Origin of the sequence: Rothia similimucilaginosa (assembly GCF_029850875.1) — a bacterium.
Taxonomy (GTDB): Bacteria; Actinomycetota; Actinomycetes; order Actinomycetales; family Micrococcaceae; genus Rothia.
Genome location: NZ_JAOVAM010000001.1, coordinates 237,363 through 256,993 on the forward strand (window position 1 = coordinate 237,363; position 19,631 = coordinate 256,993).

Consider the following 19,631-nt stretch of genomic DNA (forward strand, 5'->3'; position numbering starts at 1 on the left):
AGTAGAGCGATGCCCGCGGGTGCTCTGTTCGAGCAGACCCGCGGGCATATATTTTGAAATGTTCGATAGCGAGATAGATGCCTACAATGCCACTATTCAGGACGAACGGTACAGGCACTGTCACACCTACTACTTGCGGCGGCGAGGCAACCCCCAACGGCTCCTGCCGCCGTCACGGAACCCAAGGCGGTGCTCAAAATAGACGGGCGAGCTACTACCGGTCCTGATGGTGTCCGGAGGGACTGTACCTTCACGCGCCGACATCAGATAAAGAATCGCGGCACCGGGCATGAACACAATCAGAGGCAGTACGAAACGCATACGCGCCTCACCGTAACCGCTACACACAGTCAAATGCCAGACGCACAACGCAACCAGCACCAGGTGCAGTATCAGCAAAACAGTTTCAGGCGTACCCAAACCAAAAATACTCAGAGAACTCATTGGCAACTCCTCGAAGGTCATGTACTTTCAGTCTACGCCGCCTCCGCGCTACTGAGAAGGATTCACCAGCTGTTGATACTCAAGATTTTCGCGCCTACACTGCTGGTAATCAAGGACAGATAATAGGGGGTTCTCTCCCCCTCGCCATTTTCCGCTGAGTTTACCGTTGAATCCCCGGTTACTCCTCATACCGGTTACTCCTCATATAGGGAACTTCCATGACAGCAATACCGCACGAGCGCATCACCGCGCTACACGAGCAACGCCGCACCCTACAGCAGAGAGCACACAGCATCCGTGCCGCCACCGGAACCCCCTACAGTTCTGAGGTTCACCTGCTACTCGGGCAGAGCTACCTCGACCCCGCCAGTTGGCAAGAACTCGCCGCCTCCAGCGGGATACGTGCCGCAGCACGCAGGGCACAATTTGCGCGCCGGTACCGGCACCTCCTGGCGCGTCTAGAAGCCGCCATCGAGCGGTACGAACAGCACAGCACAGCGCGGAATTCCCCTGGAGCTGAGAGAATGCCGTGAATATGAGAAAATAGCCGTTATGGCTGAAAACATTTTGGGCTCAGACTCGCCCGTACAGATTAACGTTCCCGACCGCCCCGCCCTGGAAGGCCTCGAAGAGAAGCTCTCGCAGCGCTGGACCGACGAGAAAACCTACGCATTCGACGAGAACACCACTCGCGAACAGGTCTACTCCATTGACACCCCGCCGCCGACCGCATCTGGCTCCCTGCACGTGGGTCACATGTTCTCCTACACCCAGACCGACGTCATTGCACGATACCAGCGCATGACCGGCAAGAACGTGTTCTACCCGCTCGGCTGGGATGACAACGGCCTGCCCACCGAACGCCGTGTTCAGAACTACTACGGCGTTCTCTGCGACCCCTCGGTGGCAGACAACGACTCCTTCCGTGACCTGATCACTTGGAAGGCAGACGGTACCCCCAAGCCTGACCGCAGCCAGGCAAAGTGGCCGCGTATCTCCCGCAACAACTTCATTGAACTCTGCGAAGAGCTCGCGGTTGAAGACGAGAAGGTCTTCGAAAACCTCTTCACCACCCTGGGTCTGTCCGTTGACTGGTCGCGCACCTACCGCACCATCGACGCGCACTCCCGCAAGGTCTCCCAGCTCGCCTTCCTGAAGGATCTGGAAGCAGGCAACGCCTACATGGCAGAAGCACCGACCATGTGGGACGTCACATTCCGCACCGCAGTGGCACAGGCTGAGCTAGAAGACAAGGAACGCCCCGGCGCGTACCATCGCATCAGCTTCCACCGCCCCAACGGTGAGAAGGTCTGGATTGAGACCACCCGCCCCGAGCTGCTGCCCTCCTGTGTGGCTCTCGTGGCACACCCGAACGATGAGCGTTACAAGCCGCTGTTCGGCACCACCGTCACCTCCCCGCTGTTTGGCGTTGAGGTCGAGATCAAGGCGCACCCGCTGGCACAGCCGGATAAGGGTGCCGGTATCGCCATGATCTGTACCTTCGGTGACACCACCGACGTCACCTGGTGGCGTGAACTGCAGCTGGACACCCGCGCCCTCATCGGTCGCGATGGCCGTTTCTCCCGTGAAACCCCCGAGTGGATTACCTCCGCCGAGGGTCGCGAGCGCTACGAACGCATGGCAGGCACCACTGTCTTCACCGCGCAGAAGACCGTCGTGGAGATGCTGGCTGAGGCTGGCGAAATGGACGGCGACCCCAAGCCGATTACCCACCCCGTGAAGTTCTACGAGAAGGGTGACAAGCCCCTCGAAATCGTTGCTTCCCGTCAGTGGTACATCCGCAACGGTGGCCGTGACGCGGCACGCCGCGAGAAGCTTATTGAGCGCGGCCGTGAGATGAACTGGTTCCCCTCCTTCATGCGTAGCCGCTACGAGAACTGGGTTGAGGGTCTGAACGGCGACTGGCTGATTTCTCGCCAGCGTTTCTTCGGCGTTCCCTTCCCCGTCTGGTACCCGCTGGACGCTGAGGGCGAGCCGGACTACGAGAACCCGATTCTGCCGACCGAAGAGATGCTGCCGGTTGACCCCGCATCTCAGGCTGCTCCCGGTTACACCGAGGACCAGCGCGGCGTAGCGGGTGGCTTCATCGCTGACCCGGACGTTCTGGACACCTGGGCTACTTCCTCCCTGACCCCGCAGATTGCGACCGGCTGGGGCGTGAACCCGGACCTGCATGCGAAGACCTTCCCCATGGATCTGCGCCCGCAGGGTCACGACATTATCCGTACCTGGCTGTTCTCCACCGCTGTTCGCGCGGAGACCCTGGCTTCCTCCGTACCCTGGTACAACACCGCGCTTTCCGGATGGATCCTTGACCCGGACCGCAAGAAGATGTCCAAGTCTAAGGGCAACGTTGTGGTCCCGAACGAGGTTCTGGAGAAGTACGGTTCGGACGCTGTACGCTACTGGGCTGCTTCCGCTCGCCTGGGTGCTGACACCGCCTACGACGAAGGCCAGATGAAGATTGGCCGCCGTCTTGCTATCAAGCTGCTGAACGCATCCAAGTTCGTGCTGAACCTGGGCGCTACCGAGAAGTCCGTGATTACTTCTCAGGCTCAGGGTCGTGTGCTGATCAACGCTCTGGACCGTTCCCTGCTGGCTCGCTTGGCGTACCTGATTGAGGAAGCAACCGCCGCATTCGAGAAGTACGAGTACGCTCGTGCCCTGCAGATTTGCGAGAGCTTCTTCTGGTCCTTCACCGACGACTTCGTTGAGCTGGTTAAGGACCGTGCGTACGGTGCTCGCGGCGAGGAGGAGCAGGCTTCTGTTCTGGCTGCGCTGGCAACCACCCTGGATGCTCTGCTGCGCTTGTTCGCGCCCTTCCTGCCGTTCGTGACCGAAGAGATTTGGTCCTGGTGGCGTGCAGGTAGCGTGCACCGCGCCGAGTGGCCGCAGGCACTGCCCATTCTGGAAGGTACCCTGCTGGCTGAGTACTCTGCACAGAACCCGACTGCCGGCATTTCTGCCCAGTGGGTCCTGGCGGATGCTGACCCGGCTCAGATTGAGTCGCTGAAGCAGATCCTGCCGGATGTTGCTGAGGCTCTGGGTGGCCTGCGCAAGGCTAAGAGCGACGCGAAGGTTAAGCAGCGCACCGAGGTTGAGTCCGCAACTATTGCGGCTCCTCAAGCTCAGCTGAATCGCATTGCCGCTGGCATGGCTGACTTGAAGGCTGCCGGTAACGCTCGTGAGCTGTCTCTGGTGGCGGCTGAGGGCGAGCTGGAGGTTCGCGATGTTATGCTCGTTGTGGAAGAAGCAGCTGAGTAATTTCGCCAAATTTTAAGCGTTCTTCGTTTAAATTTATGACGCTGTTTGAGCGTTGAAGACGGGGCGGTACCGATTGACGGTACTGCCCCGTCTTCTGTGCCTCTGTATGTTAGTTTTCTATTTTCTGGGGTTGGGTTTAGGTCCGTTAGACCATGGAATATTCAACTTCGGCAGACGCATAAGTCTGCCCAGGCTCTACACGCCAGCTACACCAACGAAGTGTATGAGCTCTGGCATCAACACATCTCCACCAGCGCCGCCACCGATGAGGCGAGCATCGCCTCCGGTTCTTTGAGCGCTCAGCAGCTTGAGGCCTGACCCGCAAGTGGGTGCGCTTCATGCGCGAAAACTGCGATATGCTGCACCACGAAAGCTCCATCACCGCCGCACGTGCCGCGGTTGAGATTAAGCCCCCCCCAAGTAGGGCCACCCCATATTCTCTTTCGTGCGGCAACACTAGCACTTTCGCGTTGGTACCGCGTTTTTCTGGGGCGGGGCAATCGAGCCAAGCAATTAAGCCCTGCCCGGAATGCATACTTCACACAACCCGTCCCTTGCTATAGTTATGGGTATTCAAAGACCCTAACTATGTTTTGCAGAAAGGGCGGGAATGCCCCACCAAAAACGCGTCCTGCGGCCTATACGTAGTGACGTTGCTCCCCCAGTTACCTCTCCACCGGTCTACCGTGGCGATATTGACACACGCGGCTCAGCTCAAGACCTCGTCCCGCGCAGCTTGTGGGTCAATTTCTGGGATATTCTGTTCTTCATCTTCGCAGGCATCGCGGCTCTCGTACTGACCTTCATGATTCTGGCGAATACTGTCGGCCACTCTTTTTGGGGTTTCCCCATCGCCTTCATTTTCTGGGCGGTCACCGCATACCTGACGCTACCGCGTTTTCACGCCATCATGACCCGCATCTACGTACCCGACTACTTTATTGGCCGTACCCGCACCCCGGACGGCCTGCTTGGTGACCCGGTCAATATCGGTCTGATTGGTACCGAGGAGCAGATTCACCAGGTCATGCAGGACGCCGGCTGGACTCGCGCTGACGACGTTACCCTCGTCTCTTCCTGGAAGATTATTCTTTCCACCATCACCCGCCGCTCCTACGCGGAGGCACCCGTCTCCCCGCTGAAAATTTTTGGCAAGACACAGGCTTTCGCCTATCAGAAGGAAGTGGACGGCAACCCCGAGAAACGCCACCATGTGCGCTTCTGGAAAACCCCGGACGGCTGGTTGCTGCCGGGCGGTCACCAGGTGGATTGGTTGGCAGCGGGCACGTACGACTCCGGCGTGGGTTTCAGCTTCTTCACCCTGCAGGTCACGCACCGCATTGACGCTGAAACCGACTTTGAACGCGACTACATTGTGGAGTCCATTCAGTACGCTCACCCGGAAACTCACGTTGAGATTCTGCACGATTTTTCCTCCGGGTACCACGCCCGTAACGGTGGCGGTGACGCAATCCGCACGGACGGCGCGCTCCCGGTCATCGTGCTGAACAACGAGGGCCTGGAGCCGCAGGAGCAGGAAGAAATTCACCTCTCCAGCGCACACGACCTGGCGTACCGCATGCCGCTGAGTCTGCTGGTCGGCTCGGGTATGCTCATCGCCGTGACGCTCGCAGACATTATCAATAGCATCATTCTGGCGCTCAGCCGCCCGGCAATGCGCGCCAAGTTGCTGGAGGAAGGCTCCGGCAACGATGTTGAGTTGTTAAGCCTTTTCGATCAGATGGATAGCGACGTACTGCTGACCATTACCAGTACGGTGCTGGTTGGTTTCGTAGCGATTTATTCGGCGGTGCACCTGTTCCTGCTGTGGAGCACCTTGCGAGGCTCGTCGAAGGCTCGCCGACTGGCTCTACTATTAACGGCTCTGAACTTCACGGCGATTACCGGCGGCGTGCTGTTGGGGCGCCAGTCCCTAATGCTGTCCACGATTTTCTTCCAGTTGGGCGTTGCCGTGTTCGCGATGCTAGCTTTCACCTCGGACGCGGCAGTCCAGTACACGGCAACCCGCACCTTCCATATGCGTGATACGAAGATCGTGCAGCGCGCAACGCACCCGAAGGTGCTCGAGCACAGGGCTCAGCACAAGGCACAGAAAACGCAGAAGGCTCGCAGGGGTACCTCTGCAAGCCGCACTCACCGCGCGTAGAGTGCACGCTTCAGGGATTGTACGCTTCAGGGCAACATAGTGAATAGAAAAGTACCGCCCGGTCAGTAACCGGGCGGTACTTTTATGCTCTGCAGCCGCAGACTCTAACGAGCCTCAGCGCAGTGCAGGATTCTTAGGCTTCGCCGATTTCGCCGTGGAAAATCGGGCCCACGTTACGGGGGCGCTTGAGCTCAAAGAAGCCGGGGTAGGAAGCCAGCGCCAGGGCGCCGTCGAAGAGCTTACCTGCCTCTTCACCGGCAGGGCTCGGGGAGATGACCGGGCCGAAGAAAGCGGTGCCGTTGATAGAGATCAGCGGAACACCAACATCGGTGCCGCCCACGGTCTCCAGCGCCAGGTTCAAGGAAGCGCGCATCTGCTCATCGTACTGATCGGTGAAGGCGACATCTGCCAGCTCTACGGGCAGGTTGACCTCCTCCAGTGCCTTGACGATTGCGTCGCGGTAGGAATCAGCCTTGTTGCTATTGTGGTGAATCTGCTCACCCAGAGCGTCGTAGAGGGGCTTGATGACCTTGTTGCCGTGCAGCTCCCGCACAGCAGTGATAAGGCGGGTCGGCGCCCAGGACTGGTCCATCATTGTCTGGTAGTCAGCGGGCAGCTCGCGACCCTGGTTGTGCATGGACAGGGAGAAGGGGCGCCAGGTCACCTCAACGTTGCGGACCTTCTGCACCTCACCAATCCAACGGGAGGTAATCCAGCACCAGGGGCAAATCGGGTCAAACCAAAAATCAACCTGTGCGGGTGCGTTCTCAGCCATGAGTGTTCCTCTCTCATATGATTACGCCAGCCGCTTCTATGAGCCGGCGCTTATTCTTGGGTACATGCTCTTCAACATATGCTCTTCAGGACATGTGAATGAGAGCGGTACCTGCTAGTGAGCCGTCACCCCATACAACCAGGGCGACGGCTTCTTTATTCCCTAGCCTTATCGGCTGGAAGTATTCGGTTATGCTGCCTGACGGTCCGCATCTTTCAGGGAGGCGGTCTTCGCTCCCCCCTTCACGGTGCGGGTGGCCTCGGCTTCAGGGTCGGGCGCCTGTAGCACGTAGCGGGGTTCCGTGCCGTTGAGCACGGTGTCCTCACCAATGACGATAGATACCACATCGGTACGGTCCGGGATGTCAAACATAATCGGCTGCAGAATCTGCTCCATCATGGAACGCAGGCCGCGGGCACCAGTACCGCGCTCGGCAGCGAGGCGCGCAATAGCCTCGACTGCTGCGTCATCGATGATGAGTTCTACTCCGTCCAGGGCGAAGAGGTGACGGTACTGCTTGAGCAGTGCGTTCTTCGGTTCGGTCAGCACGCGAGCCAGCTCTTCTTCATTGAGCTCGCTCAGGGTCGAGATAACCGGCAGACGGCCAATCAGCTCGGGGATGATGCCGTAGTGCGCCAGGTCCTCGGGCATGATCTGGTCCAGCGGGTTCTTCACGGAACCGCCCAGTTCAGCACCGAAACCGATACCGCCGGCACCCACGCGGGCTGCGATGCGGTCGTCAATATTGTCGAAGGCACCAGCCACGATGAAGAGAATGTTTGAGGTATCAATCTCAATGTTTGCGTGCGCGGGATGCTTGCGTCCGCCCTCCGGCGGTACGGTCGCCACGGTGCCCTCAATAATCTTCAGCAGCGCCTGCTGCACGCCTTCACCGGACACGTCACGGGTGATGGAGAGGTTCTCGCCACCCTTGCGGGCAATCTTGTCGATCTCGTCAATATAAATAATGCCGCGCTGAGCCTTGGCAATATCACCGTCAGCAGCGTTAATGAGGCGCAGCAGAATGTTCTCCACGTCGTCACCCACGTAGCCCGCCTCGGTGAGAGTGGTTGCGTCGACCAGGGCGAAGGGCACATCCAGCTTCTTCGCCAGGGTTGCCGCCAGGTAGGTTTTACCGCAACCGGTCGGGCCGAGCATCAGAATATTCGACTTGCCCAGCTCCACCTGCTCCCCCGCGGTCGCCGAAAGAATGCGGGAAGTCAGTACTGGGTTATCAATATCGTGGATGCGCTTGTAGTGGTTGTACACCGCCACCGCCAGGGTGCGTTTCGCCGCGTCCTGACCGATGACGTAGTCGTTGAGGTAGCTGTAAATTTCGCGCGGAGTAGCCAGCTGAGCCGCGGGGGCAGCTGCGGGGGCTTTGACTTTCAGACGCTCTTCCGCGAGAATCTCTTCGCACAGCTCCACGCATTCGTCGCAGATGGAAACGTTCGGGCCGAGCACAATCTTGAAAACCTGCGCGCGAGTCTTCTTGCAGAATGAGCATCGCATGCTGGCGTTGGGCTGTTCGGGAGGCACAATGATGTCTGTGGCCACGAAAATTCCCTTTCAATCGGCGTGGTGAAATCGGTACAGAAGGGTCGGTGACCTGATATCTGCGGTGATTTCTCAGGAGGTGCACCGGCGGGTAGTGGGTGCCTTAGTTTGAGTGAGAAAACGGTATGAAATACTCGAATTTTCTCCTTCTCTAAGGCTACCGGAGTTCACCCCGGAACCAAGAATTACGCACCGCAAATGCACGGACTTACCGGGCATATGACAAAGCGCGTCTTTTATGACGGCGCCGGGGGCTGATACTCCGGCATGTGACGCGACAACCCGGCAGAGGCTAAAGCCTGGCAGATCGCAAAACCTTACAAGAAAGCGCAGGCCAACGCCACCTATCAGCTGATCTCGCCGCACCCCACCCGGCGGGCACAAATCAGCGGACACAAAAAGGGCGGCACCACACCGCGCACCAGCCCGAAGGCTCGCACACGGCACGATGCCGCCCCTCCCCTAAAAAATGCTCGGGGATATTCCTCAAAACTAAAGTTTAGGTGTGGGAAATAGCGGTGTTGGTCGCAGGCTTACGTAGCTTACGAGACTCCAGCACCTTATCGACCAGGCCGTACTCCAGGGCAGCAGCCGCAGTCAGAATGTTGTCACGCTCAATGGATAGGTCAACTTCCTCGTAGGTCTTGCCCGAGTGCAGTGCCAGGGTCTGTGCAGTCCACTCACGCATACGCATAACCTCGTTTGCGTGAATCTCAATGTCAGATGCCTGACCGCCCTGCTGGCCGCTCAGCGCGGGCTGGTGAATCAGCACGCGAGCGTTCGGCAGTGCCAGACGCTTGCCGGGGGTACCGGCAGCCAGCAGAACCGCCGCAGCGGATGCCGCCTGGCCCAGGCACACGGTCTGGATTTCGGGGCGGATGAACTGCATGGTGTCGTAGATGGCGGTCATTGCGGTGAAGGAGCCGCCGGGCGAGTTGATGTACAGGGTGATGTCACGCTCGGGGTCCTGTGCCTCCAGCACCAGCAGCTGAGCCATGATGTCGTCAGCGGATGCGTCATCCACCTGGGTGCCCAGGAAGATGATGCGGTCCTCGAACAGCTTTGCGTACGGGTCCTGACGCTTGTAACCATAGGGGGTGCGCTCCTCGAAGCTGGGGAGCACATAGCGGTTGCTCGGCATAGCCGGCGCCGAGGTGGTGATATCGTTCGGCAGGTAGTTCATGTGCATCTCCCTTATGCGTTCTTCGATTCGGGCAGCTTACCGGCGGTGGTGGCAATGTGGTCGAAGAAGCCGTATTCCAGGCCTTCTTCCGCGTTGAACCAGTTGTCGCGGTCGTTATCCTTCAGGATGGTTTCCAGGCTCTTGCCGGTGCGCTCAGCGGTGATCTCTGCCAGGCGCTTCTTCATGTCCAGAATCAGCTCAGCCTGGGTGCGGATATCCGATGCGGTACCGCCAATGCCACCGAGGGGCTGGTGCATGAGGATGCGGGCGTTCGGGGTTGCGTAGCGCTTGCCGATGGTGCCTGCAGTGAGCAGGAACTGACCCATGGATGCTGCCATACCGGTCACCACGGTCACCACGTCGTTCGGGATGAGCTGCATGGTGTCGTAGATAGCCATGCCGGCGGTTACAGAACCGCCGGGAGAGTTGATGTACAGGTAGATGTCTGCCTCGGGGTCTTCAGCCGAGAGCAGCAGCATCTGGGAGCAGATGAGGTTAGCGTTGGAGTCGCGCACCTCGGAGCCGAGCCAGATAATACGCTCCTTCAGGAGGCTGTTGTAGACGTAATCTTCCTGGGCACCAACGATGGGGGTTGCCATAGACGGCGCGGGCGCCACGCCGGCTGCCTGGGAGGCGCCGATGGGCAGAGGCATGTAGCTGGACATTCTTCCTCTTCTTCTCTAATGGGTCTTCGCTGCGTCTTTGCGCGATTTACGCGCCGGAGCGCACGCGAAAAGTTTCGTTGCTACTACCTTACCGATAGTTGCTCTCCCCCGCTTCTCTGCACGTTGTTCGTTCGCCAGGGGGTGAAGCATAGGCAAAAACTTGGGGTGGAATAGATTGGGGGGTGAAAAGAGCCTCAGCGGGCACCCAACCGGTAACTCGGTGGATGCCCGCTGAGGCTACACGTTTCAACCAATCAGCTCACGCCCTCTAGCGGGGTGGCTTCTTGCAGACCATGGCGGGATTTAGGCAGCTGCCTCTTCGCCCTCACCCAGGTACTTGGACAGGTCAACAACGTTGCCCTTGGTGTCCTTGACCACTGCGGTCTTCAGCACAGTTGCCAGAGCCTTGGAGCGGCGAACCTCGCCGACCAGTGCGCCAGCCTGGCCGGAGCCATCCAGCATCTGTGCGAACTGGTTGGGGTCCATGCCGTACTGGGAGCTCATGGTGATGATGTAGTTGATCATCTCAGCCTGGTCAACGGTCACTTCTTCCTTGTCCGCAACAGCGTCGAGAACCATCTCGTTCTTGAATGCGGTCTCGGTGTTCTCGCGAACCTCGGCGCGGTGCTCCTCGGTATCGTGAGCTGCTTCAGCGTTGGGGCTGTTGAAGTGCTGCTCGAGCTGGTCTTCGATAACCTTCTCGGGGACGGGGATCTCAACGAGCTCAACGAGCTTTGCGAGGACCTTGTCGCGTGCCTGGGTGCCCTGCTCGGCAACCTTAGCTTCTGCAACCTGCTTCTTGATGTCTTCCTTCAGCTCGTCGATGGTGTCGAACTCGGAAGCCAGCTGTGCGAACTCGTCGTCAGCTGCGGGCAGCTCGCGCTCCTTAACTGCCGAGAGCTTGACCTTGATGACTGCCTGCTCGCCTGCGTGCTCGCCACCGGAGAGCTTGGTCTCGAAGGTTGCGTCCTCGCCAGCAGACAGGCCGGTCAGAGCCTCGTCGATGCCGTCAAGCATGGTACCGGAACCGATCTGGTAGGACAGGTCGTTTGCTGCGTCTACCTGCTCGCCGTCGATTTCTGCGGTGATGTCGATGGTCACGAAGTCCTTGTCAGCTGCGGGGCGCTCAACGGTCTTCAGCGTGCCGAAGCGCTCACGCAGAGCGTCCAGTGCCTGAACCTCGTCCTCAGCGGTGACCTCTACCTCGTCAACCTCAATCTCGAGGCCCTCGTAGTTGGGCAGCTCGATTTCGGGGCGGACGGTGACGGTAATGGTCAGCTTGACGTCTGCCTCACGGTTCTCGGTGGAGGGCTGGGACTGAACGTCCAGCTCGGGCTGTGCCAGGGGGGAGAGTTCGTTCTCGCCCAGTGCCTGTGCGTAGTAGTCGTTCAGAGCGTCGTTCAGGGATGCCTCGACGATGTAGTCGAAGCCCGCACGCTGCTCGATGAGCTGCTTGGGCAGCTTACCCTTGCGGAAGCCGGGAACGCTGATCTGGCCTGCGAGGTTCTTGTAGGTGCGGTCCAGGTAGGGCTTGAATTCTGCGAAGGGAACCTCGACCTCAATCTTTGCGAGGGTCGGGTTGAGCTTCTCGACGGCGGTCTTCACGTCCGTGATCTCCTCATATCGTTTCGGTGCGGCACGAATCGTGTGTGCCGCGGTTGCTTACTGGAAAGAGCGCCGCGACACGATACGATGTCGCGGCGCTCGTTTCACGTCGGGGCGACAGGATTCGAACCTGCGATCTCCTGCTCCCAAAGCAGGCGCGTTAGCCAAGCTACGCCACGCCCCGTGAAACTGACCATGCTAAACATATACATGCATAACACAATCAGTGCTCTAGTTTACCTGTTTTCCTGCTAAATGCCCAACACAGCGGCTCGTGCACAAATTATTTCCACTCAGCGCGTACTCTTCTGTCTTCCTTGGTTTTGTAGGGTGTTTTGTGTGGATGCGCGGTGAGGGGATGACGAGCTGGAGCATGCGGATTCCGAGCGCGCGAGGAAACAAATCCGCATGCGGAAGGGATTCCCGTCATCCCGCAACGAAAAAGGCCCCGGTGCTTACGCCGGAGCCTTTGAAGTGGAGGGGATGACGGGAATCGAACCCGCGTAATCAGTTTGGAAGACTGAGGCTTTACCATTAAGCTACATCCCCGGAATGGAACTTGACTATAGTAGCGAGGTTCCATCTGGGCTGTCAAATATATGAGCAAATGTATGAGTAGTTTTTAGACCTGGCAGCCGGGGCACCAGTAGAGTTTGCGGCCGGCGATTTCTTCCATACGGATGGTGGTTCCGCAGCGACGGCAAGGCTCGCCGTGGTGCATGTACACGTAGTTGGCGTGCTCGGGCCAGGCTTCGGTTTCGAGTATGCCGGGGCGGTCTTTGGGTTCGGTGGTGATGATGCGACCCACGCGCACGCCGATGACCAGCAGATGCTTATTGTCTTCCCAGAGTCGCTTCAGCTCCTCGTCGCTAAGGCTCTTGCCGGGGCGTAGCGGGTCAATTTCCTGGCGGTAGAGCGATTCGGCGCGGAAGATATTGCCCACGCCGGAGATTGCTGCCTGATCCATCAGAATCACACCGATCGGGCGGGAGCTCTTACGTGCGGCGCGGTAGAAATGTTCGGGGTCGGCGTCCGGGTTGAGCGGGTCGGGGCCAAGCTTAGAGCGGACGGTGCGAACCTCATCCGGCGTAAGGGTGCGGCAGATAGTCGGGCCCACCAGATCCGCCCAGCCGTGTTCGGAAACAATACGGCAACGCACCGTGCTCTTCGGCTCGGGAGGACCGGCGTAGGGCTCTCCCTCCCCCGCGGCGTATTCTTTTTCGCCAATCTTGCGGGGCGCACCGATGCTCGAAGCACCCGTGAACGTTTCGTCTCCGCCGAAGCTCCAGTTACCGTAAATACCCAGATGCACATTCAGGGTCAGGTCGTTGTCGAAAGTCACGAACAGGTGCTTACCGTGCGCGTATGCACCGGTGATGGTGTGCCCGTCCAGCAGGGCGGCACCCTCAGCGTAGCGGCCCTGCGGGGAGGAAACCTGCACGTGCTCGCCGGTGAAGACGTCGCTAATCTGGCGGGCGATACGGTGGATGGAGTGGCCTTCGGGCACGGGTTCTCCTCGAAAACTTGCTGGTTAGAAATAGCGTGGATTATATGGGGTGCAGAAATAACTGAGGCGTATAGCCTGCACTATACGCCTCAGATTTTAGAGCTTAGGCAGCGTCAATCTGCTTGCCGGCAATGTCGCCGGTCTGCTCGTACTCAGCCAGCTGACCGATACGGCGTGCGTGACGCTCTTCGTTGGTCCAGGGGGTAGCCAGGAAGACCTTGATGATTTCCAGTGCTTCTTCCTTGGTGTGCTGGCGGCCGCCCACAGCAACGACCTGTGCGTTGTTGTGCTCGCGAGCCAGTGCCGCGGTGTCATGGTTCCATGCCAGAGCCGCACGGATACCCTCAACCTTGTTCGCAGCCATCTGTTCGCCGTTGCCGCTACCGCCGAGCACGATACCCAGGGAGTCCAGGCCGCCCTCGCGGTCGCGCTTCACGCCAAGGGCTGCGTTAATACAGAACGAGGGGTAGTCATCCAGCGGGTCGTAGTCGGCGGGGCCATGATCAATCATTTCGTAGCCCGCAGCGGTGAGGGACTCGATCAGATAGTGGCTCAGTTCGAGGCCAGCGTGGTCGGTTGCGATGTGTACGCGCATGGGTACTCTCCTGGTGATTTTGTCTTGGTGTGACGTGCGAATGTGTGTTCGTGGGAGACGCCGGTTCTCAGTTCTGAGCACCGTTGCTAGAGTGCGCCGCGCATCCATCAGGTGGGATGCGCTTCCCCGTTTAGGTTTTTCTGTCTTAACTGTATCGAATTCGCGTTGGTTCGGGTAATGGGATGCCTTCTAGACCCCCGCCTATGCGGTAGACTGTGGGATATGGCACTTTGAGTGTCCCGATTCACCGCGCCTGAGTTTCAAAACCTCCAGCACTACGTATGCAGCGTCGCAGGAGCCGCACCTCGGGAACCAGGACACCATGACAGAGCGTGCCAGCACGGCACGCTATTCACATCTAAGGAGAGGGAGCTGTATGCCCGGCCTGAACCTAACCCGCAATGAGGCAATCGAACGCGCATCCATTATTAAGCGTGTGCACTCGTACCGTATTGAACTCGACCTGCCGAAGGACAAAGACGTCTTCTCCTCGAAGGTTGAAATCCGTTTCGATGCTCAGGAAGGTACCTCCACCTTCATTGACGCGATTACCTCCTCAGTTAAGTCCATTAACCTCAACGGTGAAGAGCTGAGCACCGAGCTGGCTGACGGCGAGCGCATCCAGCTGCCGAACCTGGCTGCTGAGAACACCCTGGTCATTGATGCAGAGATGTTCTACACCAACACCGGTGAGGGCCTGCACCGTTTCGTGGATCCCGCCGACGGCGAAGTGTACCTGTACTCCCAGTTTGAGGTGCCGGATTCCCGCCGAGTGTTCCCGGTCTTCGAGCAGCCCGACCTGAAGGCTGAGTTCGAGTTTATTGTGCGTGTTCCTTCGCACTGGGTGGTTGTGTCGAACCAGCCCGAGGTGAAGGTTGAGGATAAGGAATGCGGTTGCGGCCGTGCGAAGACCTGGTTCTTCAAGCCAACCCCGCGCATGTCTTCGTACATTACCGCGATTGTGGCTGGCCCCTACGAGAAGGTCACCAGCGAACTGACTAACTCTGAGGGTCGCGTGATTCCGCTGGGCGTGTACGCTCGTAAGTCTCTCATGCCTTTCGTGGATGCTGAGGACATGTTTGAGCTGACCCGTCAGGGCTTCGAGTTCTACGAGGAGCAGTTCAAGACCCCGTACCCGTTCGAGAAGTATGATCAGCTGTTCGTGCCCGAGTTCAACGCAGGTGCAATGGAGAACGCTGGCTGCGTGACCTACCTGGAGACTTACGTCTTCCGCTCCAAGGTTGCGGAGGCTCTGCGTGAGCGCCGCGCTATCACCGTTCTGCACGAGCTGGCTCACATGTGGTTCGGCGACCTGGTCACCATGAAGTGGTGGAACGACCTGTGGCTGAACGAGTCTTTCGCTGAGTTCATGTCGACTCTGGCTGCTGCGGAGAACACTCGCTACGCCAAGGAGGCGTGGGCTACCTTCGCTGCTTCGGAGAAGACCTGGGCTTACCGTCAGGATCAGCTGTCTTCGACTCACCCGATTGTGGCTGAGATTCGTGACCTTGCCGATGTCCAGGTGAATTTCGACGGTATTACGTACGCGAAGGGCGCTTCGGTGCTGCGTCAGATGGTGGCGTGGGTCGGCCAGGAGAACTTCATGGCTGCGCTGAAGGTGTACTTCGATAAGCACAGCTGGGGTAACACCGTTCTGGATGACCTGCTGGTTGAGCTGGAGCGCACCTCCGGCCGTGACGTACGCGCGTGGAGCGCTAAGTGGCTTGAGACTGCTGGAGTAAACACTCTGGCTGTTGAGGTTGAGAACGACGAGGCAGGTAACATCTCGTCTCTGGGTATTCGCCAGTCCTACGCTGAGGGCTTCGAGACTCTGCGCCCGCACCGTGCCGTCATTGGTTTCTACAACCTGGTAGACGGCAAGCTGACCCGTACCGACCGCATTGAGCTGGACATTGACGGCGAGCTGACCGTGGTTGAGGAGGCTCTCGGCAAGAAGCGTCCTGACCTGCTACTGCTCAACGATGAGGACCTGGCATACGCAAAGATTCGCCTGGATGAGCGTTCCATCGAGACCGCGATCAAGCACCTAGGTGACATTGATTCTTCCGTGGCTCGCGGCGTAGTCTGGGGTTCGCTCTGGGATACCGTGCGTGACGCTCAGATGCCAGCACGCAAGTACGTTGACTTGGTGCTGAACAACATCGGTCAGGAGACCAACTCCACCGCTCTGCGCACCCAGATTAACAACCTGTCTGCTACCCTGCACTCCTTCGTGGCTCCCGAGGCTCGTGAGGAGACTCGCCGCCGTGCTGCTGACCGTCTGTGGGAGCTGGCTAACGCCGCAGAGCCCGATTCGGATGCTCAGTTGCAGCTGGTGCAGGCGTTTATCAACCAGACCCGCACCGAGGTGCAGTACGACAACGTGCAGCGCCTCTTCGAGGGCGAGCTGGCCCTTGAGGGCCTGGACATTGATGCTGACCTGCGTTGGAACCTGGTGTGCCGTCTGGCAACCGGTGGCCGCTTCACCGCGGAGCAGGTCGCTGAAGAGCTGGAGAACGACAACACCGCTAACGGCCAGCAGTATGCTGCTCAGGCGTACGCTTCCATGCCCTCTGCTGAGGCAAAGGCAGAGTACTGGAATAAGATTATGGTTACCGGCGAGCTGTCGAACATGATTCAGCGTTACGCTATTTCTGGTTTCCAGTCCGGCAAGCCCGAGCTGATCAAGCAGTACCACGAGCCGTATTTCGAGCAGATTGAGGGTATCTGGCGTTCGCGTTCGCATGAGATTTCCATGCAGATTATTAGCGGCATGTACCCGAGCGAGCCGACTGCTGAGCTGTTGGAGCGCACTGAGTCGTACTTGGCTTCTTTACCTGATGATGCTGCGGCTCTGTACCGTCAGATTGCGGAGGCACGTGATGGCGTGGCTCGTGCCTTGAAGGTTCAGGCTGCTGACATCTAACAATGCTTGTGAGTTGAGGTGGGTTGACCGTCTGCTCTCATAGGTTTTGTTCGTCCCCTTCTGCCCCGTTCTGGGGTGGGAGGGGACGTTTTGCATCAAGTGTTTAAAATCTTGTCACTGCGGTGCATATTTTTTGTTATTTTCATTTGATTATCCTTCAAAGGCTCTCTACTTGGGGTTGCGGCTATCGTATACTGTTGTGCATGCCTTCTATCCAGTCTCCTATCGCGAAAGTTTCTCTGACCGGCGCAATCCTTGCTGTGGTTGCCACCGGTTCTGTTGGCGTGTACTACTCCGCAGGAGGCTTCAACTCACCTGGTAGCACCGCCGCAACTGCTGCGGCGAGTGCTGATCCTACCCAGTCAGCGCAGGAAAGCCCGAGTGAGTCCCCCTCCCCCGAGCCGACTCCGGAACCGACCACCCCGGCGCAGAAGATGGAACGCACCGCACAGAACGCCTTCGGCAAGGAGGGGGCGCAGGCAACCAGCGAGGCTCAGGTGCCGTTCTCTACCTCCGCTGATACCGCCGACATGCTGGTTCAGCAGTTCAAGGGTGGCGTGGTCATGTACACCCCCAAGTACGGTCCGGTTGCGGTGGAATCCGGTGTCTACGAGCATTGGTGGAAGCAGCGCGGGTACAGCGACTTTGCCGCTTGGGAGGGTCTGCCGGTGAGCTGGCGATCCGAGAACGGCGTACTGTACACCAAGTTTGAGAAGGCTGAACTCTACTGGGATAAGGCGAATGGTCTGCCGCGTAACGCGAACATCCTGGGCGCTCAGGATGCCCTGGTGATTGGTGACTCGCAGGTGACCTCAACCTCATGGGTTGGTTTGGGTCTGAAGCAGGCAGGTTTCATTCCTTATCTGTTCCGTTGCGGCGGCGTGGGTTTTGTGATCGCCCGCGACGGTGCATGCCCCTCCTACTATCAGGGTGTGATGGGTGGCCGTTGGGCTCTACCGAGCGGTAACCCCGGCGTGATTTATCTGGATGCCTCCGGTAACGACATTTATATTCACGAGGATGAGACGAAGGCTCGTGAGCACGTGAACGCGCACCAGACTCAGGTCATTGAGCAGTTGCGACGCATGTACCCGTCTTCGAAGATTGTGCTCGGTGGCGTGGTGTCTATGGATGAGGCGTCTGCACCGGATAAGCAGCTGGCCCATAAGCGTCACGTGGCGAACGAGGTCGCACAGCAGGGTGCCCGCGAGACTGGTGTACTATTCATGGACACCGCGGGCTGGCAGACCATTTATCTGGCTGAGGGTGACATGGCTGATAGCGTGCACCTGAAGGATGAGGCACAGTACAAGCTGGCGGTACCCTTTGCAACTCGCCTGCGTGAATTGCTCGGCACCGCCTAATCAGCTGCGTACATCAGCTTCAATCAACGCATATAGCATCAAAAATGAGGCGCCGGAAGGATTCAAGCCTTCCGGCGCCTCATTTGTTTGACCTGTTCCCGTTTATACCGCCATGTCGCGAATACGGTCAGCAACTTCAACGTTAACAGTTGCGTGGCGAATCGCCTTGAAGAATCGGCAGTAGCTGGCGAAGAGACCGGTCAGGTATTTGTCCATCTAATCTCGGTTACTGGCAAGAGTACCGTCGATGTTGACTGCCATCAGATCCATAAAGGTCTCACGTTCGATCTGTACGGGAAGGATACGCCTGGTTAGGGTGCTGCGGAAGAGTTCCCGTGCGGTGTAGCTGGTAATCGGCGTGTCAAAGATGCCCCGGTGAAAGGGCGTGTTTTTTCTAGAAAACCCTATTTTTGTAAAGTAATGCCTCATCGAGCATCATATTAAGCTCGTCATCTTTATTTTAATGCGTCTAGAAAAACCGCTGGTGGTGCAGGCGAAAATCCCACGCCACCAGCGTAAAGAGTCAACAAGTGTCTCAAGGAGCGGTTTAGAGCAGCGAACCGGAACCGCGGCGCACCAGCACCATACCGGCGGGCGCCACAATGCGTAGCCACTCTTCCGAACCTACATGCGCCGCGAACAGCGGCAGATCACCCGTGAAGCCTTCCGGGATGAAACCGAACACGCGCAGGGCAAATGCTGCACCGGTCGGTACAAGCACGATATCAAATTCTGGTAGGTACTCCAGCACCATATCGGAGGACCAAATACGAGAGCGCACCGTGGAAAGCACCGCGGCGCCGGGGTTCTCGGGCAGGGCGCGTTCTACCGCCTCCAGGCCTTCTGCGGTGGCCCGGTGGAACTCTTCAACCGGGACGGTGCCGACCTCGTACCAGCCGCTGAGCGGGGCTGACTTACCTGCCCAGCTAGCGTTGACGGTCACCGGCGGCATGAACAGCACCAGCTGCGGGTTCCCTTCGTTGCGCTGTTCTTCTGCCTGCTTCTGCAGATGTGCCAGACGGTCCAGCAGCGCCTGCGCCTGAACAGTCATGTCCAGGGTGGAGTCAGCCAGCAGATGCAGGGCACGCAGACCCATGATGACCGGGGTATCCGAGGATGCGTCCTCCGGCTCCAGGGAGCAGGCGAATACCGCCACCACGCGGCCGCGCGCGGTCAGTCGGATAACGGCGTCCGGGTTCACCGCCAGGGCGCGAGAAATGTAGGTGGCAAGGTCCTTAACCACTGCGGCCCCCTGGGCTCCGCCGGGCAGAATCAGGTAGGGTTCCTCCACGCCTTCGTGGGGGTTGTACTTGAGCTCAATAGGTGCTGCCGCGTTCGGTGCGCTGTTCTGTTCGGGAGCGTTCTCCTGCACGGGGGTATTGTCAGGGGTGGTTTCAGACGGCGTAGTCATTTCTGCTCCTTTTCGGCGTTGGCCTGCTCGGTGGCAAGTTGGTGGGTGATATATGCGATGGTGTGTTAGGGGAACGTTCCGGATTGTTCATCCAGATCGATAATCCGGGCCGTTGTTCCTAGTCAATGTTCCGAATCAACCTGTCGT

General features: G+C 58.7%; 13 protein-coding genes and 2 tRNA genes. 4 read left to right on the forward strand and 11 right to left on the reverse strand.

The genetic code is table 11. The features are described 5' to 3' along the window. Positions 1–129 precede the first annotated feature (129 nt). Positions 130–444 carry a penicillin-binding protein gene (locus tag QFX05_RS00915; protein ID WP_279740135.1) on the reverse strand — a complete coding sequence of 105 codons (315 nt, stop codon included), beginning with the start codon at positions 442–444 and terminating at the stop codon, positions 130–132. A gap of 552 nt (positions 445–996) precedes the next feature. On the opposite strand from QFX05_RS00915, the gene valS reads away from it, so the two are divergent. Continuing rightward, positions 997–3,729, forward strand: coding sequence for a valine--tRNA ligase (valS, locus tag QFX05_RS00920; RefSeq protein ID WP_279740136.1), 2,733 nt, complete (start codon positions 997–999; stop codon positions 3,727–3,729). Positions 3,730–4,339: 610 nt separating this feature from the next. Continuing rightward, positions 4,340–5,896, forward strand: a complete 1,557-nt coding sequence (locus tag QFX05_RS00925; protein WP_279740138.1) for an LssY C-terminal domain-containing protein — start codon at positions 4,340–4,342, stop codon at positions 5,894–5,896. 133 nt (positions 5,897–6,029) lie between these two features. Here QFX05_RS00925 and QFX05_RS00930 read toward each other — a convergent pair whose 3' ends face one another. The 9 genes from QFX05_RS00930 to QFX05_RS00970 form a co-directional block, all read right to left on the reverse strand. After that, positions 6,030–6,671: a DsbA family oxidoreductase gene (locus QFX05_RS00930; RefSeq protein WP_279740141.1), complete on the reverse strand. Its 642-nt coding sequence runs from the start codon at positions 6,669–6,671 to the stop codon at positions 6,030–6,032. Between the two features lie 189 nt (positions 6,672–6,860). After that, the gene (gene clpX, locus QFX05_RS00935) at positions 6,861–8,228 is read right to left on the reverse strand and encodes an ATP-dependent Clp protease ATP-binding subunit ClpX (RefSeq protein ID WP_279740143.1); all 1,368 of its coding nucleotides are present in this window, start codon (positions 8,226–8,228) and stop codon (positions 6,861–6,863) included. Positions 8,229–8,727: 499 nt separating this feature from the next. Then, entirely contained in the window at positions 8,728–9,417 is a 690-nt protein-coding gene (locus QFX05_RS00940) for an ATP-dependent Clp protease proteolytic subunit (protein WP_414628308.1), read from the reverse strand. A 5-nt stretch (positions 9,418–9,422) separates the two neighbouring features. After that, on the reverse strand, positions 9,423–10,076 hold the full coding sequence (locus tag QFX05_RS00945) for an ATP-dependent Clp protease proteolytic subunit (protein WP_005505718.1): 654 nt from the start codon (positions 10,074–10,076) through the stop codon (positions 9,423–9,425). 303 nt (positions 10,077–10,379) lie between these two features. After that, entirely contained in the window at positions 10,380–11,681 is a 1,302-nt protein-coding gene (tig, locus tag QFX05_RS00950; RefSeq protein WP_279740149.1) for a trigger factor, read from the reverse strand. A 109-nt stretch (positions 11,682–11,790) separates the two neighbouring features. Then, positions 11,791–11,865, reverse strand: a tRNA-Pro gene (locus QFX05_RS00955). 291 nt (positions 11,866–12,156) lie between these two features. Beyond that, positions 12,157–12,230, reverse strand: a tRNA-Gly gene (locus QFX05_RS00960). Positions 12,231–12,303: 73 nt separating this feature from the next. Beyond that, positions 12,304–13,188: an Fpg/Nei family DNA glycosylase gene (locus tag QFX05_RS00965; RefSeq protein WP_279740151.1), complete on the reverse strand. Its 885-nt coding sequence runs from the start codon at positions 13,186–13,188 to the stop codon at positions 12,304–12,306. 103 nt (positions 13,189–13,291) lie between these two features. Next, positions 13,292–13,783: a ribose-5-phosphate isomerase gene (locus QFX05_RS00970; RefSeq protein ID WP_070686549.1), complete on the reverse strand. Its 492-nt coding sequence runs from the start codon at positions 13,781–13,783 to the stop codon at positions 13,292–13,294. A 376-nt stretch (positions 13,784–14,159) separates the two neighbouring features. Here QFX05_RS00970 and pepN point away from each other — a divergent pair, with 376 nt between their 5' ends. Then, positions 14,160–16,709 (forward strand): aminopeptidase N, encoded by a 2,550-nt coding sequence (gene pepN, locus QFX05_RS00975; protein WP_279740155.1) that lies wholly within the window; start codon positions 14,160–14,162, stop codon positions 16,707–16,709. Positions 16,710–16,912: 203 nt separating this feature from the next. Further along, positions 16,913–18,073, forward strand: coding sequence for an SGNH/GDSL hydrolase family protein (locus QFX05_RS00980; protein ID WP_279740156.1), 1,161 nt, complete (start codon positions 16,913–16,915; stop codon positions 18,071–18,073). Between the two features lie 547 nt (positions 18,074–18,620). Here QFX05_RS00980 and QFX05_RS00985 read toward each other — a convergent pair. Beyond that, a complete protein-coding gene (locus QFX05_RS00985) occupies positions 18,621–19,484 on the reverse strand; it encodes a transcriptional regulator (RefSeq protein WP_279740158.1) in 864 nt (287 codons plus the stop codon). Positions 19,485–19,631: the final 147 nt, after the last annotated feature.